25 protein-coding genes are annotated in these 25770 nt (G+C 61.1%); 12 read left to right on the top strand and 13 right to left on the bottom strand.

The features are described from left to right. Positions 1 to 308 precede the first annotated feature (308 nt). A complete protein-coding gene (locus GG26_RS06115; RefSeq protein ID WP_099812091.1) occupies positions 309 to 1859 on the top strand; it encodes a TolC family protein in 1551 nt (516 codons plus the stop codon). Positions 1860 to 2101: 242 nt separating this feature from the next. Here the strand turns inward: GG26_RS06115 and rpsD are convergent, their stop codons facing one another. The 3 genes from rpsD to GG26_RS06130 form a co-directional block, all read right to left on the bottom strand. Next, positions 2102 to 2713: a 30S ribosomal protein S4 gene (rpsD, locus tag GG26_RS06120; protein WP_011430362.1), complete on the bottom strand. Its 612-nt coding sequence runs from the start codon at positions 2711 to 2713 to the stop codon at positions 2102 to 2104. 164 nt (positions 2714 to 2877) lie between these two features. Then, entirely contained in the window at positions 2878 to 4014 is a 1137-nt protein-coding gene (gmd, locus tag GG26_RS06125; protein WP_011430363.1) for a GDP-mannose 4,6-dehydratase, read from the bottom strand. 146 nt (positions 4015 to 4160) lie between these two features. Next, positions 4161 to 5522 carry a nicotinate phosphoribosyltransferase gene (locus GG26_RS06130; RefSeq protein WP_011430364.1) on the bottom strand — a complete coding sequence of 454 codons (1362 nt, stop codon included), beginning with the start codon at positions 5520 to 5522 and terminating at the stop codon, positions 4161 to 4163. 152 nt (positions 5523 to 5674) lie between these two features. Here GG26_RS06130 and GG26_RS06135 point away from each other — a divergent pair, with 152 nt between their 5' ends. Together GG26_RS06135 and GG26_RS06140 are read left to right on the top strand one after the other, a co-directional pair. Then, positions 5675 to 6751 carry an isochorismatase gene (locus GG26_RS06135; protein ID WP_099812090.1) on the top strand — a complete coding sequence of 359 codons (1077 nt, stop codon included), beginning with the start codon at positions 5675 to 5677 and terminating at the stop codon, positions 6749 to 6751. 53 nt (positions 6752 to 6804) lie between these two features. Beyond that, a complete protein-coding gene (locus GG26_RS06140; protein ID WP_414389417.1) occupies positions 6805 to 8064 on the top strand; it encodes an ATP phosphoribosyltransferase regulatory subunit in 1260 nt (419 codons plus the stop codon). Here GG26_RS06140 and gyrB read toward each other — a convergent pair. From gyrB to GG26_RS06155, 3 genes are all read right to left on the bottom strand, one after another. Beyond that, positions 8015 to 9943, bottom strand: coding sequence for a DNA topoisomerase (ATP-hydrolyzing) subunit B (gyrB, locus tag GG26_RS06145; protein ID WP_011430367.1), 1929 nt, complete (start codon positions 9941 to 9943; stop codon positions 8015 to 8017). The genes GG26_RS06140 and gyrB overlap by 50 nt on opposite strands. 181 nt (positions 9944 to 10124) lie before the next feature. Beyond that, the gene (rimM, locus tag GG26_RS06150) at positions 10125 to 10685 is read right to left on the bottom strand and encodes a ribosome maturation factor RimM (RefSeq protein ID WP_414389419.1); all 561 of its coding nucleotides are present in this window, start codon (positions 10683 to 10685) and stop codon (positions 10125 to 10127) included. 11 nt (positions 10686 to 10696) lie between these two features. After that, positions 10697 to 11665: an SPFH domain-containing protein gene (locus GG26_RS06155; protein ID WP_011430369.1), complete on the bottom strand. Its 969-nt coding sequence runs from the start codon at positions 11663 to 11665 to the stop codon at positions 10697 to 10699. 204 nt (positions 11666 to 11869) lie between these two features. Here GG26_RS06155 and GG26_RS06160 point away from each other — a divergent pair, with 204 nt between their 5' ends. The 3 genes from GG26_RS06160 (at position 11870) to GG26_RS06170 (ending at position 14768) form a co-directional block, all read left to right on the top strand. Then, positions 11870 to 12862 (top strand): NAD(P)/FAD-dependent oxidoreductase, encoded by a 993-nt coding sequence (locus GG26_RS06160; protein WP_414389423.1) that lies wholly within the window; start codon positions 11870 to 11872, stop codon positions 12860 to 12862. Positions 12863 to 12941: 79 nt separating this feature from the next. After that, positions 12942 to 14030, top strand: coding sequence for a polysaccharide deacetylase family protein (locus GG26_RS06165; protein ID WP_099887460.1), 1089 nt, complete (start codon positions 12942 to 12944; stop codon positions 14028 to 14030). Positions 14031 to 14150: 120 nt separating this feature from the next. Then, on the top strand, positions 14151 to 14768 hold the full coding sequence (locus GG26_RS06170) for a hypothetical protein (protein WP_228375208.1): 618 nt from the start codon (positions 14151 to 14153) through the stop codon (positions 14766 to 14768). A 166-nt stretch (positions 14769 to 14934) separates the two neighbouring features. Here GG26_RS06170 and GG26_RS06175 read toward each other — a convergent pair whose 3' ends face one another. Continuing rightward, on the bottom strand, positions 14935 to 15819 hold the full coding sequence (locus GG26_RS06175; RefSeq protein ID WP_228375209.1) for a M23 family metallopeptidase: 885 nt from the start codon (positions 15817 to 15819) through the stop codon (positions 14935 to 14937). 244 nt (positions 15820 to 16063) lie between these two features. Here GG26_RS06175 and GG26_RS06180 point away from each other — a divergent pair, with 244 nt between their 5' ends. Next, positions 16064 to 16948, top strand: a complete 885-nt coding sequence (locus GG26_RS06180) for a carotenoid biosynthesis protein (RefSeq protein WP_414389426.1) — start codon at positions 16064 to 16066, stop codon at positions 16946 to 16948. Positions 16949 to 16953: 5 nt separating this feature from the next. Here GG26_RS06180 and lspA read toward each other — a convergent pair whose 3' ends face one another. The 3 genes from lspA to cysC form a co-directional block, all read right to left on the bottom strand. Continuing rightward, positions 16954 to 17424 (bottom strand): signal peptidase II, encoded by a 471-nt coding sequence (gene lspA / locus GG26_RS06185; protein WP_011430376.1) that lies wholly within the window; start codon positions 17422 to 17424, stop codon positions 16954 to 16956. A 237-nt stretch (positions 17425 to 17661) separates the two neighbouring features. Continuing rightward, entirely contained in the window at positions 17662 to 17886 is a 225-nt protein-coding gene (locus GG26_RS06190) for a hypothetical protein (RefSeq protein WP_011430377.1), read from the bottom strand. 77 nt (positions 17887 to 17963) lie between these two features. Then, a complete protein-coding gene (gene cysC / locus GG26_RS06195; protein ID WP_011430378.1) occupies positions 17964 to 18494 on the bottom strand; it encodes an adenylyl-sulfate kinase in 531 nt (176 codons plus the stop codon). 90 nt (positions 18495 to 18584) lie between these two features. Here cysC and GG26_RS06200 point away from each other — a divergent pair, with 90 nt between their 5' ends. Further along, the gene (locus GG26_RS06200) at positions 18585 to 19841 is read left to right on the top strand and encodes an aspartate aminotransferase family protein (RefSeq protein ID WP_414389430.1); all 1257 of its coding nucleotides are present in this window, start codon (positions 18585 to 18587) and stop codon (positions 19839 to 19841) included. On the opposite strand, the gene GG26_RS06205 is transcribed toward GG26_RS06200, so the two are convergent. Further along, positions 19838 to 20251 carry a hypothetical protein gene (locus GG26_RS06205; protein WP_011430380.1) on the bottom strand — a complete coding sequence of 138 codons (414 nt, stop codon included), beginning with the start codon at positions 20249 to 20251 and terminating at the stop codon, positions 19838 to 19840. The genes GG26_RS06200 and GG26_RS06205 overlap by 4 nt on opposite strands. A 154-nt stretch (positions 20252 to 20405) precedes the next feature. Between GG26_RS06205 and GG26_RS06210 the strand changes: the two genes are divergently transcribed. Then, entirely contained in the window at positions 20406 to 21230 is an 825-nt protein-coding gene (locus tag GG26_RS06210; RefSeq protein WP_011430381.1) for a creatininase family protein, read from the top strand. 126 nt (positions 21231 to 21356) lie between these two features. Next, positions 21357 to 22019 (top strand): Uma2 family endonuclease, encoded by a 663-nt coding sequence (locus GG26_RS06215; protein WP_414389433.1) that lies wholly within the window; start codon positions 21357 to 21359, stop codon positions 22017 to 22019. Between the two features lie 5 nt (positions 22020 to 22024). Here GG26_RS06215 and GG26_RS06220 read toward each other — a convergent pair whose 3' ends face one another. Then, positions 22025 to 22663, bottom strand: a complete 639-nt coding sequence (locus GG26_RS06220) for a Crp/Fnr family transcriptional regulator (protein ID WP_011430384.1) — start codon at positions 22661 to 22663, stop codon at positions 22025 to 22027. A gap of 257 nt (positions 22664 to 22920) precedes the next feature. Between GG26_RS06220 and atpC the strand changes: the two genes are divergently transcribed. Together atpC and GG26_RS06230 are read left to right on the top strand one after the other, a co-directional pair. Further along, positions 22921 to 23328 (top strand): ATP synthase F1 subunit epsilon, encoded by a 408-nt coding sequence (gene atpC / locus GG26_RS06225; RefSeq protein ID WP_011430385.1) that lies wholly within the window; start codon positions 22921 to 22923, stop codon positions 23326 to 23328. Positions 23329 to 23410: 82 nt separating this feature from the next. Next, entirely contained in the window at positions 23411 to 23917 is a 507-nt protein-coding gene (locus GG26_RS06230; RefSeq protein ID WP_206336901.1) for a heavy metal-responsive transcriptional regulator, read from the top strand. On the opposite strand, the gene glmS is transcribed toward GG26_RS06230, so the two are convergent. Further along, positions 23878 to 25725, bottom strand: coding sequence for a glutamine--fructose-6-phosphate transaminase (isomerizing) (gene glmS, locus GG26_RS06235; protein ID WP_099835917.1), 1848 nt, complete (start codon positions 25723 to 25725; stop codon positions 23878 to 23880). The genes GG26_RS06230 and glmS overlap by 40 nt on opposite strands. Positions 25726 to 25770 lie beyond the last annotated feature (45 nt).

The following is a 25770-nucleotide window of genomic DNA, read 5'->3' on the forward strand; positions in this document are numbered from 1 at the left end:
AGAGGTTGTTTGAGCTATGAAACTATATCAACGACCCCCATCATGGGTAAGCGACCAAAGTCGCTAGCGGGCTTTTCCGGCGCGCACTCAAGTGCGGGGCTACCAAGCTATCCTTTTGTGTCTCGAGACCTGTTGGGGCTGGTAAAGAGGGGCCCTGATGGCGCAGAAGATTTTCCTGCGGGCTGTCTGAAGGTTCGGCTTCCTGCCACCGGCCCAAACAGAGCGGCAATCAAGCCTGTGGAAAACCGTCTTATCTTCGTCCCTTCCTTTGCGATACTGCTAGAGGTGATGTTGAGAGTGATAACGCGATGGCGATGCAGCATCTAGCCAGGGGCCAGCTTCGACGTCCTCAACGACAGCCAAGCTCGGCGGGATCCCGGTCGTCCCTTAGCCGGTTTGCCCCCTGCGGCCTCCTGTTCAGCCTGCTCTGGGCTGTGCCTGCCTTTGCCCAAGAAACGAAAGCGCCTGATCCTGCCGCCTTGGTTCTCCCAGATAGCCGAGCCATCCGCACCCCCAACCTGCCTCCCACCCTGTCGATCCCGCCCGAAGCCCGCCCTGCCACTCCTGCCCCGGTCTCGCAGGGGGCTGCTAGGGCCGAAGAACTGGTGGTGCCTCAATCCCCTTTGGAGGTGCGCATCGAGCGGACGGAGGGCTTGTCCTTACAAGAAGCCCTGGAGATTGCTGTTGCCCAAAACCCAGCGGTGCAGCAGGCAAGGCTGGCTGTAGAACGGGCTGAGGCTGGGGTTGCCCTGGCGCAGGCAGCTTTTGCTCCCACCCTCTCCACTCGAGCCAGTTACCAATACAGCGAACCTCCCTCGCCTGGTGGCAGGCCAAGCCGCGAAGTTCACACTCTCTCAGCTAGCGTGGTGCGGGTGGACTACACCGCTTTCGACAACGGGATCAGAGAACAAAACCTAAGACTGGCCCAAGAAGCTCTGCGCGTCGCCCAACTGCAACTGGAGCAAACCCTGCAGACAGTGAAACAAGCTGTGGCCAACGCCTACTACGATCTGCAGAGCGCCGATGCCCGAGTGGCCATCAGCCAGGCTGCCGTTGCAAGTTCTGAAGCCACCCTGCGGGATGCCCAAGCCCGAGAGCGGGCTGGGGTGGGTACCCGCTTCGAGATTCTCCAGGCGGAGACCGAATTGGCCAACAATCGACAAACCCTACTGGTGGCCCAAAACACCCAACAACTGAGCCGCCGCCGCCTGGCCGAGCTGCTGAACTTTCCCAGTCCCACTGATGTGCTGGCCAGGGATCCCATCGAGCCTGTGGGAGAGTGGGACCTGAGCCTAGAAGAGACTATTGTTGCCGCTTTTGCCCAAAGGCAAGAGCTGGAGCGCCAACGCCGAGAGTTGGAACAAGCCCAAGCTCGTGTGCGCCTGGCGCAAGCCAGCAACGGTCCCCAGATTGGTTTGTTCGCCACCCTCGATGCGGTTAACGATTTCAAGGCCAGCCGCGACAGCTTCGATATCGGCTACTCGGTCGGCGCCAATTTCAGTTTGACTTGGCTGGACGGGGGTAAGGCGGCCGCCCAGGCTCGCCAAGCCGAGATCGACGGGCAGGTGGCCGTGAACAATTTCATCGGCAGCCGTAACGAAATCCGGCGCAGTGTGGAAGAGGCTTTCCTCACGCTCAGCTCCAGCCGCGAACAGATCGACTCAGCCAAGGTAGCGATTGCCTCGGCAGAGGAGAGCCTGCGCCTGGCGCGGCTGCGCCTTCAGGCCGGGGTGGGCACGCAAACAGAGGTGATCAACGCCGAAACTGCCCTCACCACCGTCCGTGGCAACCTCTCCAATGCTGTAATCGCCTACAACCGCGCCCTGGTACAACTGCAGCGGGCCGTCGGCAGGCTTTGATCTCTGCTCGGTTCTTTCTCCCTCACCCCCAACCCCTCTCCCTCTGGGAGAGGGGAGCTAGGGCAGCTCGTTCGCGACAGCGTTGCGTAGTAATAAGGATGTGGAGAAACGTTTCGAAATAGCCATGGTGCCAAGTACCGCTGGCGCCAGCAGAAGAAACGCGACGAACTGAGAAAAATCGCCCCCTCTGGGCTTAGCCCCTGAGGTTTCCTCACGATCCGCAATGACGGCAAAAGAGAGGCCTAGAGTTTACGGGAATAGAACTCGACAACCAGCAGCTCGTTCACTGGTGCGCAGATCTGCTCTCGGGGAGGCAGTTCTTTGATACGCCCGCGCAGCTTCTCTTTGTCAAATTCCAGGTAATCGGGCAGGAACAACCCCGGATACTCAGCGTAGGCGGCCACCAATTTGCGAGAAGACTCCTTGTTCCTTACCGTGATCACATCCCCAACTTTGCAGCCATAGCTGGGGATGGTGACTTTGCGGCCGTTGACTTCGATGTGGCCGTGGCTTACCAACTGCCGAGCCGCCGGAATGGTTGGAGCCATGCCGAGGCGAAAGACGATGCAATCCAGCCGCATCTCCAGCATCTGCAGCAAGGCTAGCCCGGTGGATCCCTTGGAGCGCCGCGCCTTGCGCATGTAGCGGAGCATCTGGCGCTCGCTCACCCCGTAGTTGAGGCGCACCTTCTGCTTCTCTTCTAGGCGGATGGCATACTCGGATTTTTTCTTGCGCTCGGCCCCGTGCATACCAGGTGGATTGGTATTTTTGGGGCGCTTGCGCGTCAAACCGGGCAGATCAAGTCCCCCGAAGCGACGAATGATCTTGAGGCGGGGACCTGTGTAGCGGGACATGCGGGCGTTTCTCCGAAATCGGCAAAGATACTCAGCAGAAGAGCACAGGCGAAAACATTGGCCGTGCGCCAAAAGAATTGGCGATCTCCTATATTAAGGTCTTAGCCCGGCCTTTAAGCAAGGGGTGAGAGCTGTTTTTTAGCTGACTTTGGGGAGCGGTGCCATTAGTCGTAGCGAACCCCCAGTTGGGTGCGGATGAAGGCGCGATCCTCGCTGAGCAGGCCGTTGAGGGTGCGCCGCTCCCCCAGGATGGGATCCGGATCCAAGCCGATGGCCTCCAGATCCGCCAGCACCATCAGCTCCACCAGTTGGGCAAAGGTCACCTTGGGCTGCCACCCCAGTACCCGCTTGGCCTTGGAGGCGTCCCCCAAGAGCAGATCCACCTCCGTGGGGCGGTAGTAGCGGGGATCGATCTCGATCAGCACGCGATCTTTGTAGAGTCCCTGTTCTTCCAGTCCGGATCCCCGCCAGGTAATGGGCATGCCCACCAAAGCAAAAGCGCGTTCGGCAAACTCCCGCACGCTGTGGGTTTCGCCAGTAGCCAGCACGTAGTCGTCCGGCTGGGGTTGTTGCAGCATCATCCACATCCCCTCGACGTAGTCCTTGGCGTAGCCCCAGTCCCGCTTGGCATCCAGGTTGCCCAGGTAGAGCTTGTCCTGCTTGCCGGCCACGATGCGGCTGACGGCGCGGGTGATCTTGCGGGTAACAAAGGTTTCTCCTCGCCGTGGGCTCTCGTGGTTGAACAAAATGCCGTTGCAGGCAAAGAGGTTGTAGGCTTCGCGGTAGTTGACTGTTTGCCAGTAGGCGTACACCTTGGCGCAGGCGTAGGGGCTGCGGGGGTAGAAGGGGGTGGTCTCCTTTTGCGGGATCTCCTGCACCAGGCCGAACATCTCCGAGGATCCCGCCTGGTAAAACTTCACCCGGATCCCCGTGCGCTGCTGGTAGTCGCGGATGGCCTCCAGGAGGCGTAGGGTGCCCATAGCCACCGCATCGACGGTGTATTCTGGCGCCTCAAAGCTGACCCGCACGTGGGATTGGGCCCCCAGGTTATACACCTCCGTCGGCTGCACCTGTTCCAGGATCTTGCGCAGGGTGGTGCCATCGGTGAGATCCCCATAGTGGAGAAACAGCCGGGCGTTGGGATCGTGGGCATCCACATAGATGTGGTCGATGCGGTCGGTATTGAAGGTGCTGGCGCGGCGGACAATGCCGTGGACTTCATAGTTTTTTTGCAACAGCAGCTCGGCCAGGTAAGAGCCATCCTGACCGGTGATGCCGGTAATTAAGGCACGTTGGGTCATAGAGCTGGAGGCGAAAACAAGCACTTGTAAGACTTCAGCCAGAGCGGGGACTTCAGCGCCTTGCCAAGCACAAACTCGCAAAGCTGAAACCCCAAAGCCAGAATATTATAGAGCAGCGGGAACCCCTTCTCTGGGGTTCTGCTTGCTTAGGAAGAGCCCAGGTGACGATCCTTAACCTGCTGCAGGGCAGGGGTCAGGGCCATAGGCCAGGGAGCCGGCTGGCGCAGTTGCCGCACTGCCTGGGGCAGGCGCAGGACCGAGGCACGGCTGGTGCGGGCAATCGCCTCCAGATCCGGCAGGGGCTCCAACAGCACACCCTTGCGCAGGATCGGGCGCAGCAGCGGCTGGTAGCCAGGGGGCGGGCTCTCGTCGGCCTGGCCGAGCAAGTCCCCTGTGGGACCGCGGAAGATCTGCTTGCGCCCCGGCAGGGTGGCTTTGGCAAAGGAGGCCTTGGCCACTGGGATCCCGTTAATCTCCACCAATTTGTACACTCCGTTCACGCCCTCGCCGGTCACCAGCCGCGTCCCCACTCCATAGCCGCTGATAGGAGCTTGGGAGCGGTGCAGCCGTTCGATCTCGTACTCGTCCAAATCGCCGCTGACAAAGACCGGCGCCCCCTGGGGCAGGATGGCCTTGACCTGGTGGGAGAGGGCCTCCAGGTCCCCGGAGTCGATGCGCACGCCGCCGATCTCGCCTTGGGATCCCAGTTGATCCGGATGGGTGGCTGCAAAGAGCTGGGCCGCTGTGCGCGCTCCCTGGATGGGATCGTAGGTATCGATGAGCAGAACCGCCTGGGGAAAGTAGCGCCGGAAGGCTTGAAAAGCGCGGGTCTCATCGCCGGAGAGGGCGGCAATGGCCATCACCAGAGAATGGGCCATCGTGCCTGCCGGCTTGCGCCCCAGCTTGAGAGCTGCCAAGACGTTGGAGGTGGCATTGAACCCCGCCGCCAGCGCTGCCCGCGCTGCCCACAGGCCCGCCTGGGGGCTAAAGGCTCGCCGCGTGCCGAACTCCAACAAAATGGCCTCATCCCCGGCAGCATCCCGCATGCGGGCCGCCTTGGTGGCAATCAGGGTTTGGTAGTTGAAGGTGGTCAGCAAGTAGGTTTCCACCAGTTGCGCCTGCCACAGAGGAGCCTCTACCCGCAGCAGCGGCTCGTTGGCGAAAACGGCCGTTCCTTCCGGCACTGCCCACACATCCCCCTCGAAGCGGCAGCTAGCCAGCAGCTCCCAGAAGCGTTGCGGTGCCTCGGCAAAAATGCCCGTCTCCCGCAGCGCCTGCAAGGCTTGCGGCGGAAAGTGCAACTGCTGCAGGTATTCCACCGCTTGGGCCAGCCCCATGGCGATGAGGTAGCCATAGTCGCTAGGCAAGCGCCGCACAAACAGCTCAAAGGCCGCCGGCTGATTCTCCAGCCCCTCCCCCACATAGCAGGCAGCCATTGTGAACTGGTAGAGATCCGTCAACAGGCCGTAGTCCTGGGGCTGCAGGGAGGAGAAGTCTGAATTCACCATGGAAACCTCAAGGGACAAGCCGCTGAAAAGCTAGGGGAGCGGGCAAAGAAGTCCTTGCCAAAGTTGGAGCTACTATGGTAACAGGTTTGGCCTGCCAGGGATCCCGGCGAGGTGGCCCCAGCGATAAGAGCTTGACTGCACTCTAAAAAGCCATGAACACCACTGTCCAGGGAGTAACGACTCAAGCTCCGCCGACACTTCCCTTGCCTGTTCATTTTGATCCCGAGCGGGTGGGGGAGATTTGGCGGGTGCCCTACCAACAGCGGGCCCTAGAGGCGGAGCAGTGGGCCCAAGAGCACCGCATCCCATCGGCAGAATCCGACCAGGTGCGGGTAGGCTTGTTGCTCATCGATGTGCAAAATACCTTCTGCATTCCTGGCTTTGAGCTGTTTGTGGGTGGTTCTAGCGGCCTGGGGGCGGTGGAGGATAACCGGCGTCTGTGTCAATTTATCTACCGCCACCTCGCCCACATCACCCAGATCGTGGCTACCCTGGACACCCACACCGCCATGCAGATCTTCCACCCTATCTTCTGGGTGGACGCCCAGGGATCCCATCCCGAGCCAGCTACAGCCATTTCTGCCGCCGAGATCCGCTCCGGGCGCTGGCGGGTCAACCCCGCGGTGGCCGCCAACCTCACCCAAGGGGATCTGACGCGGCTGCAGGTCTACGCCCTCCACTATGCCGAGCAATTGGAGAAAGGGGGGAAATATCCTCTCATTGTCTGGCCCTACCATTCCATGCTAGGTGGGATTGGCCATGCCCTGGTGCCGGCGGTGGAGGAGGCGATCTTCTTCCACACCATTGCCCGCTGCAGCCAGCCCAGCTTGCAGCTCAAGGGGGCCAACCCCCTGACGGAAAACTACTCCGCCCTCAGCCCGGAAGTCTTGACCGGCCCGGAAGGGGATCCCATCGACGAGAAAAATGAATCCCTTATCGGCCACCTACTGGAATTCGATGCCCTGATCGTGGCTGGCCAAGCCAAAAGCCACTGCGTCGCCTGGACGGTAAGCGACCTGCTGCAGGAGATCCAGTCCAGGGATCCCGCCCTGGCCAAGAAGATTTACCTTCTGGAAGATTGCACCTCGCCGGTGGTGATCCCCGGCGTAGTCGATTTTAGCGAGCAGGCGGAGGCGGCCTTTGCCCGCTTTGCCGCCGCGGGGATGCACCGGGTGCGCTCCACCGATCCCCTCTGGACGTGGCCTGGCTTTCCGTGGCGGAAGACTTGATCTCCTCTACCCCAGTGCTAGGATGCGGCAGGACAGGCTGTGGGAGTTTGCCTGTGGACGATCGTCCTGGCGGTGCAGATTTGCTTTGGGAAACCAGTTCCCTGCGCTCTCCCACTGGCGCCCGCGACTTTTTGCCGCGGGAAGTCCAGCGGCGGGAAAGGCTAGAGGCGCAGCTAACCCAGGTTTTTCGCCGTTACGGCTACCAACGTATCATCACGCCCACCCTGGAACGGCTGGAGACGCTACTGGCTGGGGGATCCATCCGCGCCGAGGCAGTGCTGCAGTTGCGGGACGGGGAAGGGACAATGCTGGGGTTGCGCCCGGAATTCACCGCTTCCATCGTGCGGGCAGCAGCCACGCGTCTGGCCAGCGGGCCCCTGCCGCTGCGGCTTTACTACCACGGCAACGTGTTCCGCAATAGCCGGCGGGAGGAGGGCTCCTACACTAGCCAAGAGTTTTTCCAGTCTGGAGTGGAGCTCATCGGTGCAGGCGGGTGGCTAGCAGATGCCGAGATCTTGCTGCTTTTGGCCGATTGCGTGCGCGCTGTCGGCCTCAGCAACTGGACATTGCTGTTGGGAGATGTGAGCCTGACTGAGAGCCTGCTTAACTCTGTTACTCCCAAGGCCCAGGCGGCGGTGCGCCGTGCCATTGCCCAGCTTGACTACGTTTACCTAGAAGCGGCTCCGCTGCCAGAGGCGGCCCGCCAGATTGGCCTGCAGATTCTGGGATTGCGTGGCCAGCCGGAACAGGTTCTACCTCAGCTGGCCCAGCTTCCTGTGTCGCCGGAGCGGCTGCGAGATCTGCGGCAGTTGTGCCAGATTCTGGAAGCCCAGCAAGTGCGGGTGGTGTTGGATCTGAGCTTGCTGCAAACCTTGGCCTACTACACCGGCATTGTCTTCCAAGCAGTGGTGGGGGGAGAAATCATCGCCTTAGGCGGGCGCTACGACCGGCTCTATGCCCTCTATAGCCCACAGCAACTGGAGCAGCCAGGGATCGGCTTTACCCTCCTGCCGGATACCCTGCTGCGGCTTTTGCCCCCCACTCCCCAGGACGAGGCAACGGGGTGCAAGCGGTTGGTGGTGCCACTGGTGCCGGCAGGGATCCCGGCGGCGCTGGCCTTGGCCGCCCGCTGGCGCGAGTCAGAGGCGGTGGAGCTGGAATTGCTGGACCGCTCCCCCGAAGAAATCGAGGCCTACGCCCGCCGCTGCCGGATCCCGGAGATTGCCTGGGTGCAGGCCGATGGCAGCTACCACATCTCCCCCGTCAAATATCCAGAGCCGCCAGATCCAACTGGGCACTGTGGGCCTCGATGAACTCCCGACGCGGCCCGACGGCATCCCCCATCAGGATGGTGAAAATGCGATCGGCTTCGGCTGCGTCTTCGATGGTGATCTGCTTGAGGACGCGCGTTGCCGGGTTCATGGTGGTTTCCCAAAGCTGCTCCGGCATCATTTCCCCCAAGCCCTTGAAGCGCTGGATGGTGTACTTGGTGTTGGCCGGCAGGCTGCGCAGGACTTGCTCTTTCTCGGCCTCGTTGTAGCAGTAGCGCACGTTGTTGCGGCCCCACTCGATCTTGTAAAGCGGCGGACAGGCAATGTAGACGTAGCCCTGCTCCAAAAGCGCCTTCTGATAGCGGTAAAAGAAGGTGAGCAGCAGGGTGCGGATGTGGCTGCCGTCCACGTCGGCGTCGGTCATGAGGATGATGCGGTGGTAGCGCAGTTGGCTGGGATCGAACTCCTCGCCCTTGACCCCCAGGCCCAGCGCTGTGATCATGGCCTGAATCTCGGCGTTTTTGTAGATCTTGGCGGGATCCGCCTTCTCGATGTTGAGGATCTTGCCGCGCAAGGGCAGCACTGCCTGGAACTGGCGATCCCGGCCCTGCTTGGCGCTGCCTCCTGCCGAGTCGCCCTCGACCAAATACACCTCCGATTCTGCGGGATCGCGGCAACTGCAGTCGGCCAGTTTCCCCGGCAGGGTGGAAGATTCCAGGGCAGACTTACGGCGCACCAGCTCCCGGGCCCGACGGGCCGCCTCGGCCGCGTTGAAGGACTGGATGGCCTTCTCGACGATCCCCCTGGCCACGTTGGGGTTGAACTCTAGGTATTCTGTAAGGGCTTCCGAGACAAGGGTCTGGACAATGCCCCGCACCTCGGTGTTGCCCAGCTTGGTTTTGGTCTGCCCCTCAAACTCAGGGTTGGGCACCTTGACTGCAAGGATGGCGGTCAGCCCCTCCCGCACATTTTCTCCCGCCAGGTTGCTGTCGGAGTCCTTGAGTTTGTTGAGCTTGCGGGCTTGGCTGTTGATGGTGAGGGTAAGGGCGGTCTTCAATCCCTCCAAGTGGGTGCCCCCCTCAGTGGTGCGGATGTTGTTGGCAAAGCCAATCAAGGTATCGGTGTAGACATCCGCGCACCACTGCAATGCCGCTTCTACCTCGACGCCATCCCGCTCCCCGCGCACATAGATAATATCGGGGTGGATGGGGGTTTTTTCGTGGTTGATGAAGGCCACATATTCCTTAATGCCGCCGGCAAATTGATAGACTTCGCGGTGAGGCGGATCCCGCCGCAGATCGCTGAAGATGATTTTCAAGCCGGCATTGAGGTAGGCCAGCTCGCGCAAGCGGGCCGCCAACAGGCTGTAGTCAAACTCCCGCTCCGGGAAGATGAGCTCATCCGGCTTAAAGCGCACCTCCGTGCCCCGCCGCTGGGCACCGGCAGGCTGCGGCTCGGACTGAAGGGATCCCACCACCGCCCCTCGCTCGAAGCGCTGGAAGTAAACCTTGCCCTCCCGCCAGACTCTGGCCTCCAACCACTCGGAGAGGGCATTCACCACCGATACCCCAACGCCGTGCAGCCCCCCGGAGACCTTGTAGCCGCCGCCGCCGAATTTGCCGCCAGCGTGCAACACAGTCATGACCGTCACCAGCGCCGACTGCCCGGTCTTGGGGTGGATGTCTACCGGGATGCCGCGGCCATTGTCCAGCACCGATACCGAGCCATCGGGGTGGAGAGTAACCTCAATTTCGTTGCAGTAGCCAGCCAGAGCTTCATCGACGGAGTTGTCCACCACCTCGTACACCAGGTGGTGCAATCCCTTCGGCCCAGTGGAGCCAATGTACATGCCAGGCCGCCTGCGCACAGCCTCCAAGCCTTCCAAAACTTGGATCTGCTCTGCACCGTAGTTCTCCGTCATTCGTAACTCCAATCCCGAAGAGAGATCCCGGCCCCCGCCGACCTAAACCCAGAGAAATTGACGCCAGAAGCCAGAGATAATCCAAATGCCAAAAACCTGCCCCCATAATAGCACAAAAGGCTAAAACGGCCACACAGCCGCTTCTGAGGGCAAACTTTGGCAGGGGATGCAGGGATGGAGATCAGTTTCTTGCCCGATCCTGGCCGAGAAAGCTCTCCACCAATCCCGGTGGCGGCTGCACCTGCAGCTCACCTTTTTCCAAATCCACAACCGGCACCAGAGCCTTCACAAAGGGGATCAACACCTGCCGCTTGTCGGGGGTGGCGATCTCCAGCACATCTTGGCCAGCGGCCCAGATGGCCGAGACATGCCCCAGCAGCCGCCCTTGATGGTAAACGGTCAGGCCGATGAGATCGGAGTAGTGGTACTCCTCCGGCTCGAGGGGCAGGCGCTGGGAAGCCGGCACCAACACCTTAGCTCCCACCCAAGCCTCTGCCGCCGTCCGATCGGGAATTCCTTCCAGCCGCACCAGGTATAGGCCCTTGGCGGGAAAAAACTGCCCCTCGATCAAAGGATGCAACAGAGGCTCCGGATCGCTATCCCGCTGCAGCCAGCGCGGCCCTGGCTCGGTAAGGCGCTCCGGAAAATCCGACCAGCACTTAACCCGCAGCCAGCCCCGCAGTCCATGAGCAGCCACCACCTGCCCCACCAGCAGCCAAGCGGTATCCCTTGAAGCTACCATAGCTGTCGCTGCTAGTCGAGCTGAGGAAAGTTCACCTCGGTCGGGAAAGCCGTGGAGCTGCCCAACTTTTGGGAAGCCCCGGAAGCGCGGGATCCCTGTTCTCCCTTGGCCACATCCACCATAGAGAGCAACCCTTGCAGGGTAGCGGGGATGGAATTGGGATCCATAAAGATCACCTTCGAGCTGGGGCTACTGCCCACCTTGAGACCCATATCGATGTAGTTTTGCGCCATCAAGTATTGCAGCGCGTTGGCTGCCTCTGGGTTTTCCTGCAAAGTGGCGGCAATGGTTTTGATGGCCTCAGCCGTGCCCTCGGCTAGGAGCAGCCGCTCGCGCTTCTCAGCTTCTGCTCGCAACAACTGCGCCTTGGCAGCCCCCGCCGCTTGGTTGATGCTGGCCTGCTGCTCCCCCTCGGATTTGAGAATGGCCGCTCGCTTCTCCCGCTCGGCAGCCATCTGCTTTTCCATCGAGTCCTGCACGGTTTTGGAGGGCTGAATATCTCGAACTTCCACGCGGGTGATCTTGATCCCCCAGGGATCGGTGGCCTCGTCCAGTTCTGTCAAAAGGCGGGCGTTGATCTCGGCGCGGGAGGAGAAGGTCTGATCTAGATCCATGCGGCCAATTTCGGCCCGCAGGGCCGTCAGCACCAAGTTCACCAAAGCCCGCTGTACATCCTCTACTGCATAGCGAGCCTTGATCATATCCGTAATGCGCCAATAGACCACCGCATCCGCCATCAAAGAAACGTTGTCGCTGGTGATGCACTGCTGCGGCGGCACGTCCAACACCTTCTCGCGAATGGTTTCCTGGAACACAATCCTGTCGATGGGAGGAAAAATGACGTGCAGCCCGGGTGTTAGCTTGCGGTGAAACCGGCCCAGACGTTCTACCAGCGCCTCATAGCCCTGGCTGATGATCTTGACGGAGTTAAACAGGTAACCGAGGAAGATCAGGGCGATTGCCGCTAAGATGCCTGGCATAAGACGTCTCTCCTGAGTGGGACCTTTGCCTCTTATCTTAGACGATTGTTCTCTGGGCTTGTCGGCCTTGACCTCGAGGCCCCTGAAGGCGGAGACTCTTTCTGGCTTTTTCCTAAAATTTTAAGGTTTGATGTCTTGACCCATACCTCATTGACCGGTGGGGGCAACCGGAAAGACTGAAAAGCACCTAAAGGGAGTCTGTCTATGAAACTAAACAGCAAGAACCTAGAAGTTGGCTTGAACAAAACCTACGACGTCATTGTCGCCGGTGGCGGCGCAGGGGGGCTGTCGGCGGCAATCTATCTGGCTCGCTATGGCTTGAGTTGTCTGGTGGTGGAAAAAGGCAAAGGCCGATCTTTTTGGATGCAGGATCTGCGCAATTATCTGGGCCTGCCGCCAAACACGCCAGGACGAGAGCTGTTGCGACAGGGAAGGGAGCACGCCCTCAGCTTGGGGGTGGACTATCTATGGGGCTATGTGGAAAATGTGAAGGATGAGGGAGACCTTTTTGCCGTCAAGGTCAAGGTGGGAAAAGTCAACAGCCTCTACCCCGTTTTTCGCAGCAAGTATTTGATCGCGGCAACAGGCATCATCGATCATCTGCCGCAATTGCCGGACATGCAAAATGTTTACGACTATGCCGGCCATTCATTGCATGTCTGTATGATTTGCGATGGCTACGAAATGCGGGATCAAAAGGCAGTTTTAATCGTCGGCTCAGAGGCTCAAATCAACACTGCCTTTGTCCTCAACTGGTTTACGCCTTATATCTCGGTGTTGACTCACGGCCTCTGCTCGGTCGGCCCTGAAATGCGCCAAAAACTGGCCGAGCACGGCTATCCCCTTTACGAATCTCCCATCCGCCGCTTTCTGGGCGAGAACCACCAGATGCGCGGTGTAGAGCTCGCGGATGGCACCTACATCGAGGCAACTACCGGCCTGGTGGCCATGGGAGCCAAGTACCACAACGACTATTTGAAAGGGATCCCCAACTTGCAGTGGCAGGGCGAAAACCTCGTGACCGACGAGTGGTGCCGCACCACCCATCCGCGGCTGTTCGCGGTAGGAGATTTGAAGCAAGGCCTCAATCAGGTGGCGATTGCGGTTGCTGACGGAGCGCTGGCGGCCACAGCCATTTGGCGGGACATCCGCCGAGCCTCCCCTGCTCGTCAATGGGAAGAGCGCCTGCGCTCTTAGTTTGGGCTCATTCCGCCCTCTTGAGGGAGCTGGGATGGCCCTTTGCCCTATGATTGTTGCGAAGCCCCGAGAAACTCCCATGCGTTCTCTGAAAGCGGCGATCTTTTTTTTGGTTTTCCTATTGGTGGGGCTGCAGTACTGCGCGGTGGAGGCCCAGTCTTTTTTTGATCTAAAGCTGACTCTAACCTCAGAATACGATCCTGTTCTCCCGATCGAGAGCGTTCGGGTTGTGCGCGGCAGCCCTCCCCAAGACCTGCTGGTTTACCTATCGGCTCCTTCTGCTGCCTGGGTTTACCAAGAGCGGGTAAATGGGCATTACTTGATCGATATTCCCTATGCGGTGATTACGCCCTCGACCGCTGTTGAGGTTCCTAGGGAGCTGCCCTACCGGCTGAGCTGGGGCAACCGAGACGAACAGACTGGGCGCCTGCTGATCACCCCTGCACCTGCCCAGGTAGAGGTCTTTTTGCAGCATGGCTGGACAGCGGATCCCACTTTGCTCGATCCGCTGGAAAATAGCCGGCCTTTGCAACTGCCTTTGGAAGAGGCGCTCGGGCCTTTGTTGGAAGTGCCACCTCGCTCTGCCTTTCTCACCATTGACGATGGACCTTGGCCGCAGTCCACCCCTCGCCTTTTAGAGGTTTTGGATCAGCTACAGATTCCGGCCACCTTCTTTCTCATCGGCAATCACGTTTCTCGCTTTCCAGAGTTGGCCAAAGCCATTCAAACCCACGACCACACTATAGCCAACCACACGTTTACTCACGACTATCGACGCCTCTATAGCAGCGACGAGATATTCTATGCCGAGGTGGATCAGACAACCCAACTGCTCAAGACGTTGGGCTTGGATCCCCAACTGGTGGTTCGCCCACCGGGCGGTTTTCGCTTAGACTCTGCTTTGCGTCGCGCTTTGGAACAGGCAGGGTATCAGGTTCTCTACTGGAACCTTAGTCCTGAGGATGCCTATGCCGGCCAAACAGTAGACCAGCTTTTGCAGCGGGTTCGATCCCAGTTGTCGGTGATGAAAGCCTCTGAACAACCCCTGGTTTTGCTACTGCACGACCGCTGGCCCCATACTGCAGAAGCTTTGCCGGAGATCGTTGCTGCCGTTGAAGAGGCGGGCTATCGCTTTTTGCCCTGGCCCACTTCTAGAGATTCTGCTTGAGGGAACTGCCAACTGTCTCTTAAGCAAAACCGGGCAATCTCTTAAAATCTTAGGGTCGAGGAGTGGGGAAGTATGCGAAAGCCCTTGGATTTCTGGGGTCGGATAAGTTGGGGAGCAGCCTTGGCTCTGGCGCTACCCCTTGCTGTTAACTCTGCCCACCCCCAGCCGCTGCTTCCGCTGTTGCCGGCTGTTTCTGAGGGAGGCACCGCGCGCGAGGGAGTAGTTGCCCTCTTTCGTCAATCCATCTGGTGGGAGTTCATCCGCGGCAATCGCGGCCAAAACCTGCGCCTGTTTGCGGCCAGCCTCACCGCTTCCGATCGGCAGGATGTGGTGGCCGTGTTTGAAATCCAGCGGCAGCCGACAGTGGAGCCGGTGGTGCGCGTTCTCAGCTTCGCCCATCAGGGAGGATACGATTTTCGCCTGCTCCATGCGGCTGAGCCGATCCCCGGACGGCTGGTGGAGGCGCACCTGCGCACCGACATTACCTCCAGCGCCCAGCCCAAGCTGGTACTGCTCACCGAGCGAGGGGGAATCAGCCTGCTGCGGTCTGTCTTGATCTTGGAACACCAGCCGGAGGGGTTTGTGCCGCTGCTGAGCGTAACCGATTTAAGCAATGCCAGCTTGCGGGTCAGCTCCCAAGGGCTCCTGGTCATCTCCAGCGTGCCGGGATCCAACCGCGACTCGCGCGCCACCCTCTACCAGTGGGAGGGAGATGGCTTTGTCCGCCGCGATCTGTAACATCCCAAGTCTTCCGATTGGCGACGAGACAATAGACCGCTGGGATTCGTTCCAAATTGCCACAAAGCAGTCCCTTGCAACTCCCCTCTCCCACTGGGAGAGGGGTCGGGGGTGAGGGGAGACTCCCACTGGGAGAGGGGTCGGGGCTGCGGGAAATGTCTCTAGTCTATTGAGGAGGGCCAGAGAGCTGTTGAGCCTGCCAGCAGGCGCCTAGGCTGGGCGCTTGGCCCACCTGCCAGAGAAACAGGCTTTCGGCTCCCAGGGGATGCAGGCTCCAGGGATCCAGGCCAGGCCCAAACCAGCCGTAGGGATCGACGGGGGCGGGTTGGCCGGAGTTGGTTGGGTTGAGACGGCGCACCTCGAAATGGAGATGGGGCCCGCTGGCACAGCCGCTGTCGCCCGACAGGCCGATCACCTCCCCGGCGGCTACCCTCTGTCCCTCCTGCACCTGGATTTGGCTGAGGTGGGCGTAGAGGGTTTCCAAGCCAGCTGGCTCGTGCAGAATGCGCACCCGCAACCCCCTGACCGGGCGACCCAAGGCAGGGCAGAAAAACGCTGGCTCCGGACGCGCTACGGTAACCCGTCCTGGGGCGGCGGCCAGGATGGGGGTGCCCACCGGCATGGCCCAGTCATAGCCGGCATGGCCATCGCTTTTGCCGCAGGGGTGCAGCGGGCCAGGGATCCAGACTTGGCCTTGCCCACTGACAAACCGTCCGTTGCCATCCTCCTCCCCCAAGGGCAAGTCGTGGTCGAAGAGGTTGGTGACGGGAAATTCCCCGACAAAGGGCTTGTGCAAAAACGGCCACTGGGGCGGCGGCGGATCCCCATTAGAAGAGCGATGGCTCTCCAGCGCCAACCGATAGTGCTCCAGATCCTGACGCTGGGCGGGATCTGGGGACCGCTGCAGCAGAAGATCCACCAGGCGCAAGGCCTGAGCCCAGTCCCGGCGCTCCACAGCCCGCCTCAACTGAGCGTACACTCCCCTCAGGGATCCCTCTGACCAAGAGGAGCTCTGCGGAAAACCAGGCAGGATGTTTACGAATTGATACAATAGGCAGCAAAATATCAGCAGGCCTACCCTGGTCAGGCCAGGCAGTTTGCTTTGGCCATCCGCTTTTCTCCTCAGCCGCTGCTCAAGCGGTGGGGTAGCGAGGCGGCTCTGATCAACCACCCTACGGGAGCTTCTCATGCGTTGGCTGTTCTCCTCGTTATCCTCTGGTGTCCTTGTTAGCCTGCCTTTCCGGTTTTCTGATAGGCGAGGTGTTCTCCTTGGGTTTGGGTCAATCTGGCAGCGGTTGGAGGCTTTGGCGCTGGGCTTGCACATTCTCTCCTTGCTCTTCGGGCTGGTGGGCCTACTGTGGGTAGTACCGCATCCCGAGTGGGTGGCCAGTTTACCCCCCATTGGTCTGCAGGCCTTCTCTTGGAGCATGGGCAATGGCGGCGTGGCCTACATGGTGTCTGGAGCGCTGGCGGCGGCTTTGATGGGATCCCGGCTGTTGGGGGTGCGGCGCCTGTTGATGTTTTTGATCCCGGCGGTGGGCATTTCCTTGGCCAGCGAGCTGCTGGGCACCAGCACCGGGATCCCTTTTGGCGACTACGGCTACCTGAGCGGGCTGGGCTACAAGATCGCCGGACTGGTTCCCTTCACGATCCCTTTGTCTTGGTTTTACGTGGGGCTGTCGTCCTACCTGTTGGCGCGGGTGGCGTTGCAAGCGGGGCGCCATTGGCTGATCCACTGCGAGGCCATCCTGTTGGGGGCGCTGCTGCTCACCGCCTGGGACTTCGTGCTGGATCCGGCCATGACCCGCGGCCTGATCCCCTTTTGGACGTGGTTCCAGCCGGGGCCCTTTTTCGGCATGCCGCTGCAAAACTTCGGCGGTTGGATGCTCACCGGAGCTGCCTTTATGACCGCGGCCAACCTCCTTTGGGGGAAAGATCAGCCGGTCTTGAACCGCCGCCAGTTGCTGGGGCCGCTGCTGCTCTATGTAGCCAATTTTGCCTTTGCCCTGCTGATGAGCGTAGGATCCGGCATTGTCGCGTCAGCAGGGCTGGGGCTCTTGCTGGGATTGGGGCCAGCTGTGGGGTTGTGGTGGAGCGCTCCGCCGGATCCTGAGGCTCCCTCGCAGCCTGAGTTGGCCGCGCAAGAAGCTGGGGATCGCCAGTGGGCGGGGGCGAAGTAGGTCGCCTAGGGTCTCGGCGCCGTTTTTTTCGGGCTGCCCTGCCACAGGCCAACCAACAAGCAGGCCACCCCCACGTTGATGGCCACGTCCGCCACGTTAAAGACGGGGAAGCCAATCCAGACGAAGTTGAAAAAATCCACCACATAGCCGTTGAGAAAGCGGTCGATGCCGTTCCCCATCGCTCCTGCCCAGACCAAGCCGTAGCCCACCTGTTCCCAACGGCCCAGGCTGCTGCCGCGAATCGCCAGCAGCGCCAGCGCCACCGCTACCCCCAGCGAGACCCACTTGAGGAACTCTGCCGAATCGGCAAATAGGCTCCAAGCGGCGCCGGTATTTTCCACATAGGTAAGGTGAAACACCCCTGGCCACAGCTCGATTTCCGGCCCCGGCAGCAGCCGCTCCACCGCCCAGCGCTTGCTCGCCTGATCCAGGAGCAACCCCAGGATCCCGGCCAGCCAAAAGCCCGTGTTTTTCATGCTTTTTCACCTCACTACGTCCACCGGCAAGAGCGCTCAGAGGAGCACTTTTCCCATCCTGACATCCTCTCTTCTTTTGTGAGCGGCAAACCGCAGGAGCAAGGTTGGGGAGGGTGGAATAGAAAGCCAGGGAGCCTCAGGCCAGCAATTGTCTGCCTGGAGGGCAAAACAAAGAAAAGCGTCCGGCTAGCTGAGCCGGACGGGGATCCTACAGTCTAGAGGAGAGGAAAAGAGCAGCTACCGCCCCCGCTGCTCCAGGGATCGGCGCAACTCGCTGGCCATCTGTATAAACTCTTGCGGATTGCCCGCCTTGCCGTAGGAGGAGCGATCTTGAACCTTTTTGCCGCTACCTTGGCGGGTGCGGGTGTTGATCAGAGAGCTGGCCATTTCCAGAAACTTGGCAGGGTTCCCTTCGCTGCTGCCCCGCATCACAAAGGTTCGTCCGGCACGAGTCACTGCCATAGCTACCTTGATTCTCAGAAACGAAATGCTTGTTCACATCTTCCCACAAGGATCCCAAACCCGCCAGGCCCAGCGCCCTATTGGAGATAGCCGTGGCTTCTCAGGCTTTGCATCACCAAGTCGATACATTCAGAGATGCTTTGCTCGGCGGTTTTGCAGACCACCTCTGGATATTCTGGCGGCTCGTAGGGGTCGTCGATGCCGGTGAAGTGCCGGATGAGGCCTGCCCGCGCTTTGCGGTAGAGGCCTTTCACATCGCGCTGTTCACAAACTTCCAGGGGGGCGTCCACAAAGACTTCGATGAAGTTGCCGATCTGCTGCCGCACCTCCTGCCGGGTGGCGCGATAGGGGGAGATGGCCGACACCAGCACGATCACCCCGTGGCGGGTCAGCATCTCTGCCACAAAGCCGATGCGACGAACGTTCTCATCCCGATCCGCCCTGCTGAAGCCCAGTTCCTTGCTGAGGTGTTGCCGCACCAGGTCTCCATCGAGCACTTCCACCGGCAACCCCAAAGCCTGTAACTGCTGGGCGACACCGCAGCTCAGGGTGGTTTTGCCCGCGCCGCTGAGCCCCGTAAACCAGACCGTTACCCCCCGCCGCCCCATGGGTGTAGATCCCTTCTCCTTGGGCTTTGCCAGAATATCATCCCCCGCCCAGAGTGATACACTCGAGACATTGTCCATTCTCCCTCTGCCATGCCGCCGCTAAGCGCTTCTCTTGTCGACTTGGGCTCCGGGACAACCGCCGAGCTGTTCGACCGGCATGTGATGTCCACCTACGCTCGCTATCCTTTGACCCTGGTGCGGGGGGAAGGCTGCCGGGTTTGGGACGAAGAAGGGCGCGAGTACCTGGATTTTGTGGCTGGCATTGCCACCTGCACGCTGGGCCATGCCCACCCCGCTTGGATCCAGGCGCTGACTCAGCAAGCGCAACAGTTGCACCATGTTTCCAACCTCTACTACAACCGGCCCCAGGCGCAACTGGCCCAATGGCTGACCCAGCACTCCTGTGCCGATAAGGTTTTTTTCTGCAACTCAGGGGCAGAGGCCAACGAAGGCGCCATCAAGCTGGCCCGCAAATATGCCCATACGGTGCGCGGGATCCAAGATCCGGTGATCCTCACCGCCCGGGCTAGCTTTCATGGACGCACCCTGGCTGCCCTCACCGCTACCGGCCAGCCGAAATACCAAAAAGACTTTGCCCCGCTGGTGCCCGGCTTCGACTACGTTCCCTACAACGATATCGAGGGTACGGCGGCAGTGCTGGAGCGTTGGGGCGAGCGGGTGTGTGCCGTGCTGCTGGAGCCGCTGCAGGGAGAAGGAGGGGTTGTGCCCGGGGATCCCGCCTACTTTCAGTGGCTGCGCCGGGTCTGTAGCGAGCGGGGCATCTTGCTGATGTTGGACGAGGTACAGGTGGGGCTGGGCCGCACCGGCAGGCTCTGGGGCTACTGCAACCTGGGGATAGAGCCGGATGTGTTTACCCTGGCCAAGGGCCTGGCGGGCGGGATCCCAATTGGCGCCCTCCTGGCCAAAGACTTTTGCGCCGTGTTCCAGCCGGGGGATCACGCCAGCACCTTCGGCGGCAACCCCCTGGCCTGTGCGGTTGGCCTGGCGGTCTGCCACACCCTGATGGTCGAGAGCCTGGTTTGGAATGCCCAGCAGACAGGAGCCCATCTGCGCCAGGGTCTATCTCGCTTGGCCAAGCAGTTCCCGCAGCTTGTGCAGGAGGTGCGCGGCTGGGGCCTGATCCAGGGCCTGGTGATGCGGATCCCGGCGGCTGAGGTGGTCAGGGCGGCCCTGGAGCGAGGGCTGTTGCTGGTGCCGGCGGGATCCCAGGTGGTGCGCTTGGTGCCCCCCTTGATCGTCACGCCTGCGGAAATTGACGAGGCGCTGGCGCGGCTGGAATCGGCTCTGCAGAGCTTGGCCCTTGGCAATAGCGGGACGGAGTCCTAGCCCTGGCAGACCTGCTGCAAAAAGGCTTGCAGCCGCTGGCGGGCCTCCTGGGGCAGGGGATCCCCGGCCTGCTCCAGCAGCGGCAGCACCTCCTCGGCGTAGGCCGGGACAAAGCCGGCAGCCGGCCAGAGCAAATCCGAGGTGGATCGCAGGTTCCAAACTTGGGATCCCTGCTTGAGCAACAGGGGTCGCACCCAAAGCAGAGCTGGGGATCCCGCCTCAAGATTGTGAAGAGAAACCTGAATCAGCTCCACGTAGAGGGTGGCCTGCGACCCCGGCAAGGCTAGGATGGGGCGGGGTGAGGTGAGGACACTCCCTACTTCCGTCCTCCCAGCAGGCAGAGGACGTCCCCTAATGGGGAGATCCTCACCAGAGCCACATTGAGCGGGCAGACAGGGCCACAGGGTCATGGAACGGCTGGCTTCCGCTTAGGAAAGTTGAGACCAACTACACCTGATCTTAAGGGATGCCTTCTCAGGTTCTGCGAGGGGATCCCAGATTGCCCATGGTGCTAGTCTTGCAGGCAAGGCTCCTCCAAATTCCTGGAAACCGGATCCCGCCATGATGCACACCTTTATCCCGCCCCACCGTTTCTTTCCCTACCTGACCTGGACGGAGATCCAGGCCATGCCCGACAAAGAGAACGTAGTCATCATCCAGCCGGTGGCCTCAATCGAGCAGCACGGTCCCCATTTGCCCCTGGTGGTAGATGCCTGCATCGGCACGGCAATCATCGGGCGGGCCATGGAAAAACTAGAGCCGGAGATCCCGGCCTATGTCCTGCCCACCCAGTGCTACGGCAAGGCCAACGAGCACTGGCATTTCCCCGGCACCATCACCCTCTCGGCGCAAACCCTGATGGCGGTGTTGACCGAAGTGGCCGAAAGCATTTACCGGGCTGGGTTTCGCAAGCTGGTGTTCCTCAACTCCCACGGCGGCCAGCCCGAGGTGCTGCAGATTGTGGCCCGCGACCTGCACCAGAAGTACGAAGATTTCCTGCTCTTCCCGGTGTCCGTCTGGCGCGTTCCCCACCAAGGCCAGGAGCTGATGACCGCAAAAGAGCAGGAATTGGGCATTCACGCCGGAGACGGCGAGACCAGCATGTTGATGTACCTGTTGCCCGAGACGGTGCGCACCGACCGCTTGGTCTGCGAGTACCCCTCGGATCTGCCGCAAGATAGCTTGCTCAGCCTGGAAGGGCGGATCTCGTTTGCCTGGACAACCCGCGACCTCAGCCGGAGCGGCGTCCTGGGGGATGCCACCGCCGCCACGCCCGAAAAAGGCAAGCTCCTGGTCGAGTCGATGGCCGACGGCTGGGTGCGGCTGATCCGAGATCTGCACAAGTTCCAACAGCCCCAGGCCTGGCGCAAAGCCCCGCTGTCGGTCTAGGGATCCCGGCAGGTTTCCTGACCTTTTGAGGCTTCTGGCCGGCCCTAGCCTGCTTCTCTGGAGCGGGAGGAGCGACTTCTCGAGGGCTGATGATAGGCTTGAGGGAAACCCCCTGAGGGAAGAGCGATGGTTCTTGCCTCAAAGCCAGCCACCCCCCCTGTCCTTGAGCGGCACGACGCCACTTGGCAGGACTATGTGGCCATTCGCAGCCATCCTGACCTGGAGTGGCAAAAACTCTCCTTTCATCGGGGTTGGTTGTGGGTCAACATGGGCAAAGAAGGGCCAGAGCACGCCTCCGTCAGCGATTTGATGACGGCCATTTTTTTCGCCTGGGCCTTTTTGCACCCGGATGTGCCGCTGCAGTCCTATGGTCGCTGTCTGATTGAGTACCCAGAAACCCACGCCTGCGCCCCTGACCTAGTGCTCTACAAAGGGGAGAACATCCCCAAATACCAAGCCGGCGAGCCGCGGCGGATTGATTTGCGTTTCCAAAGACCTCCCGACCTGGTGGGCGAAATTGCCGACACCACCCTGGCTCTTGACCTAGACGAGCAAAAGCAGCTCTACGCCAGCCTGGGCATTCCTGAGTACTGGGTCATCGATGTCAAGGGGCGGCGCGTTTTTGCCTTTGCCCTGGCCAAGGACAGGCGCTATCGGGCCATTGCCCAGTCAGAGGTGCTGGCGGGCCTGCAGATAGCTCTGCTTGAGCAGGCGCTGGAACGCCTGGCCAGCGAGACCAACACCGCCGCCGCCAACTGGCTCCTCCAACAGCTCCAACGCCAGGCTTAAAGCCGTCAGGGCGTTTGGGCCAGCTTGATGATGAGATGGCGGTTTTTGTCCACCGCGATCCAGCCCTGCTGGCGGAAACGGTTCAAAAGACGGGTGATGGTGACGCGGGTAGTGCCGATGGCATTGGCCAAGTCTTGGTGGGTGAGGCGCACCTGCAGGCGCACCCCCGTCGCCATTGGGGATCCCAACTCCACCGCCAATAGGGAGAGCAACTGGCGCAGCCGATCCTCCACCCGCCGCCGCCCGGCCAAGGCCAGCAGCGCTTCGGTTTGGCGCAACCGCCGCACCAACTGCTTGAGCAGCCCCTGGCTCAGGGTTGCTGAGGCTTCCACCTCGGCTGCCGGCAGCCGCAACACGTCAACCGCCGTCAACGCCTTGGCTTGGTAGGGATCCAACATTGTCAGCGGGGATCCCAGGGGCATGGAGGGGCCAGCAAATCCCAACAGCGCCTCGCCGCCATTGGGATAGAGGGTAGTCAATTGCACCACACCCCGACAGACGATCACCCACTCCTCGGGAAACAAAGGGATGACCTGGCCGGGACTGTAGGGAGATAAACTGCGGCCTCGGTAGAGGTCTTCTAGCAATTGCCGCTCCCGTGTAGGCAGGCCGGCAGCAAAATGGCCGGGCATCGTTTCAGGCATAGGCTAGCTCCGCTAGGGCAAACTGGGCACACTGGTCGTTGGGCTTTCCCCTACCAATAACAGCATGGGGTTGGCTTCGCGGCTGAGTTGGGGTAGAGGACAAGTGTTCCCGACAACACCTTACCGCTTGCCTCTTCGACGGAAGTAAAGGAGAGGTTATGCCCAGGTTAAGTCTCGCCACGCAGAGGGGCAGAACCGAGAGCAACCGCGATCCGGTAGGATAGAAGTGCCAAGCTCAACCCTTCAGGAGACCTGCTGTGACGCTGATGGTTCGCGTGATCACCCCCGACCGCACGGTTTGGGATGCCCCCGCCGAGGAAGTGATCCTCCCGGCTACCTCAGGTCAGTTGGGCATCCTCACCAACCACGCCCCTCTCTTGACGGCCATCGGCAACGGCGTGATGCGGGTCAAGGCCGGTGGCAAGTGGTCGGCCATTGCCGTGATGGGCGGGTTTGCGGAAGTGGAAAATAACGAGGTAACCGTTCTGGTCAACCGCGCCGAGCGGGGAGAAAAAGTGGATAAGGCCGCAGCTCAGGCCCTCTTGGACAAAGCGAGCCAAGTTTTGAACACCAGCAGCGACAAGCAAGAGCGCCTGCAGGCCAAGTTGGATCAACAGCGGGCCAGGGCCTTGATCCAAGCCGCCGAGATGGGCCACAAAAGCTGAGGGATCCCCGCTTTTCTTGGCAGGGGATCCGGCTGCGGGGCTGGCTTTGTTAAGCTGAAGCTCTTGGGGAGCTGGTGGTGCTATGTTCAGTCCTGCAGTTGCCGATGGCGCATTGGGCAGCTTGAGAATTAGCCAGGTGGCGGCGGCGGCGGGGTTGCCGGTGCGCACGGTGCGCTACTACGAGTCGCTGGGCCTGCTGAAGCCAACGGTGCAGCGGTCGGAGTCCAGCTATCGCCTCTTCCATCCGGCAGTGCTGGGGCGGCTGGCTTTCATTCGCCGCTGCCAAAGCCTGGGCCTGAGCTTGGAGGAAATTCGCCAGATCCTGCAGTTGTACGACCGGGGGGAGCAGCCCTGCCCAGAAATCCGCCAACACCTGCAGGAGAAGCTGTGGCAAATCGAAGAGCGCATGGCCGAATTGCAAACTCTAAAAGGCCAAATTGAAAGCCTCCTTTCCGATTGGCGGATCCCAGCGGAACCGACGGCCCAGGAGGACGTGATCTGCCCGATTTTGCAAAAGCCAGAGGCCGGCGGTGACAAGGTTGGCAGACGCTACTCGACGGTTACCGACTTGGCCAGGTTGCGGGGCTGATCCACATCGGCCCCGCGGCGCAGCGCCATGGCGTAGGCAAACAGCTGCAGGGGGATGACGTTCAAAACCGCCGACAGCAGAGGTGTGGTGCTGGGCACCTCGATGACGTGGTCGGCTTTTTCCCGGACCTGGGTATCTTCCGGATTGATCAGGGCAATGACTCGCCCGCCCCGCGCCCGCACCTGCTCGATGTTGGAGAGCATTTTTTCGTAGACGGGATCGCGGGTGGCAATACACACCACCGGCATGCGCTCGTCGATGAGGGCAATGGGGCCATGCTTCATCTCCCCTGCTGGGTAGCCCTCGGCGTGGATGTAGCTGACCTCTTTCATTTTTAAGGCCCCCTCCAGGGCTATGGGGGCGTTGACCCAGCGGCCCAGGTAGAGCATGTCGGTGACGTGGTGGTACTGCTCCGCCAACTGCTCGTAGAGGGCGGCGTCTTTCAACAACAGGCTGATCTTGCCCGGCAGCTCGATTAAAGCTTGCAGGTGGGATCGGATCTGGGCCGGGCTGAGGATCCCTTTGGCCTGGGCCAGTTGCAGGGCCAGCAGGTATCCTGCCACCAGCATGCCGGTAAACACCTTGGTGGAGGCGACGGCGATCTCCGGCCCGGCGTGGATGTAGATCACCCCGGCATCCGCCAGACGAGTGGCCTGGGATCCGATGGCGTTGACGATGGCCAGGGTGGGGATCCCCTGAGTGCGGGCCTCGCTCATGGCCGCCAGCGTATCCACCGTCTCACCGGACTGGGTGAGGGCCACCAGCAGGCTGTGGGGGCGCAGCACCGGCTGGCGGTAGCGAAACTCGGAAGCATAGTCCACCTGCACCGGGATGCGGGCCAGGCTCTCGATGAAATACTTGAGCACCAGGCAGGCGTGCCAGGCGGTGCCGCAGGCCACGGCGTGGATCTGCTCTATCTGGGCCAGTTGCGCTTCTGTTAGCGCCAGCCCCTCCAGCGTCACCCGCCCCCCTTCCAGATCCACCCGCCCCCGCAGCGTATCGGTGGTGGTGCGCGGCTGCTCGTAGATCTCCTTTTGCATGAAGTGCTTGTAGCCCCCCTTGGCCGCCGAGACGGGATCCCAGGCTACGGTGATGGGAGTCTTGCGCAGCTCTTCGCCGGTAATGCGCAGGTAGCGCACGCTGGAGTCGGTGAGGATGGCCATCTCCCCATCTTCCAGAAACACCACCCTGCGGGTGTGGCGGACGATGGCGGGCAGATCCGAGGCCACAAAATTTTCCCCTTCCCCTTCGCCAATCACCACAGCCCCGGCATTGCCCAGGCGGGCGGCAATCAGACGATCCGGCGCCTCCCGATCCAAGGCCACCACGGCATTGCCTCCCCGCAGTTGTCCCATGACTTTGGCAAAAGCTGCCTCAAAGCAGCCCAGCTCCTCCGTGTACAGGCCCAGCAGGTGGGCGATCACCTCGGTATCGGTTTGGGAGCGAAAAGGGATCCCGCGCTGCAGCAGGTGCTCCTTCAGCTCCAGGTAGTTCTCCACAATGCCGTTTTGGATGACCACGATGCGCCCGCGCGCGTCGCAGTGGGGGTGGGCATTTTCTTCGCTGATACCGCCGTGGGTGGCCCAGCGGGTGTGGCCAATCCCCACCTTGGCCGTGGGCATGTTGGCCGTGAGCTTCACCAGCAGGTTGTGCAGCTTGCCGGTGGCCCGCACAATCCTCAAGCCCTCTTCTGGATCCACGGTGGCAATGCCGGCGGAATCGTAGCCGCGATACTCCAGGGTGCGCAGGCCCTCCAAGAGGATGGGAGCTGCCCACTGAAAGCCCACATAGCCGACAATGCCGCACATTCCTCACACCTCAACCCGAATATCCGCAAAGCCTACCCCAGCTTC

The organism is Synechococcus sp. 'PEA 65AY6A-5F PE A' (genome assembly GCF_047462575.1).
Lineage (GTDB): Bacteria > Cyanobacteriota > Cyanobacteriia > Thermostichales > Thermostichaceae > Thermostichus.

Coding starts and splice junctions, on each gene's coding strand:
- GG26_RS06215 (WP_414389433.1), top strand. CDS start 21,357: ATGGTTCTTGCCTCAAAGCCAGCCACCCCCCCTGTCCTTGAGCGGCAC.
- GG26_RS06155 (WP_011430369.1), bottom strand. CDS start 11,665: ATGCCAGGCATCTTAGCGGCAATCGCCCTGATCTTCCTCGGTTACCTG.
- GG26_RS06210 (WP_011430381.1), top strand. CDS start 20,406: ATGCACACCTTTATCCCGCCCCACCGTTTCTTTCCCTACCTGACCTGG.
- rpsD (WP_011430362.1), bottom strand. CDS start 2,713: ATGTCCCGCTACACAGGTCCCCGCCTCAAGATCATTCGTCGCTTCGGG.
- GG26_RS06135 (WP_099812090.1), top strand. CDS start 5,675: ATGAACACCACTGTCCAGGGAGTAACGACTCAAGCTCCGCCGACACTT.
- lspA (WP_011430376.1), bottom strand. CDS start 17,424: ATGAAAAACACGGGCTTTTGGCTGGCCGGGATCCTGGGGTTGCTCCTG.
- GG26_RS06115 (WP_099812091.1), top strand. CDS start 309: ATGGCGATGCAGCATCTAGCCAGGGGCCAGCTTCGACGTCCTCAACGA.
- GG26_RS06220 (WP_011430384.1), bottom strand. CDS start 22,663: ATGCCTGAAACGATGCCCGGCCATTTTGCTGCCGGCCTGCCTACACGG.
- gyrB (WP_011430367.1), bottom strand. CDS start 9,943: ATGACGGAGAACTACGGTGCAGAGCAGATCCAAGTTTTGGAAGGCTTG.
- GG26_RS06205 (WP_011430380.1), bottom strand. CDS start 20,251: ATGACCCTGTGGCCCTGTCTGCCCGCTCAATGTGGCTCTGGTGAGGAT.
- GG26_RS06160 (WP_414389423.1), top strand. CDS start 11,870: ATGAAACTAAACAGCAAGAACCTAGAAGTTGGCTTGAACAAAACCTAC.
- rimM (WP_414389419.1), bottom strand. CDS start 10,685: ATGGTAGCTTCAAGGGATACCGCTTGGCTGCTGGTGGGGCAGGTGGTG.
- GG26_RS06190 (WP_011430377.1), bottom strand. CDS start 17,886: ATGGCAGTGACTCGTGCCGGACGAACCTTTGTGATGCGGGGCAGCAGC.
- GG26_RS06130 (WP_011430364.1), bottom strand. CDS start 5,522: ATGGTGAATTCAGACTTCTCCTCCCTGCAGCCCCAGGACTACGGCCTG.
- gmd (WP_011430363.1), bottom strand. CDS start 4,014: ATGACCCAACGTGCCTTAATTACCGGCATCACCGGTCAGGATGGCTCT.
- GG26_RS06230 (WP_206336901.1), top strand. CDS start 23,411: ATGTTCAGTCCTGCAGTTGCCGATGGCGCATTGGGCAGCTTGAGAATT.
- glmS (WP_099835917.1), bottom strand. CDS start 25,725: ATGTGCGGCATTGTCGGCTATGTGGGCTTTCAGTGGGCAGCTCCCATC.
- GG26_RS06200 (WP_414389430.1), top strand. CDS start 18,585: ATGCCGCCGCTAAGCGCTTCTCTTGTCGACTTGGGCTCCGGGACAACC.
- GG26_RS06165 (WP_099887460.1), top strand. CDS start 12,942: ATGCGTTCTCTGAAAGCGGCGATCTTTTTTTTGGTTTTCCTATTGGTG.
- cysC (WP_011430378.1), bottom strand. CDS start 18,494: ATGGGGCGGCGGGGGGTAACGGTCTGGTTTACGGGGCTCAGCGGCGCG.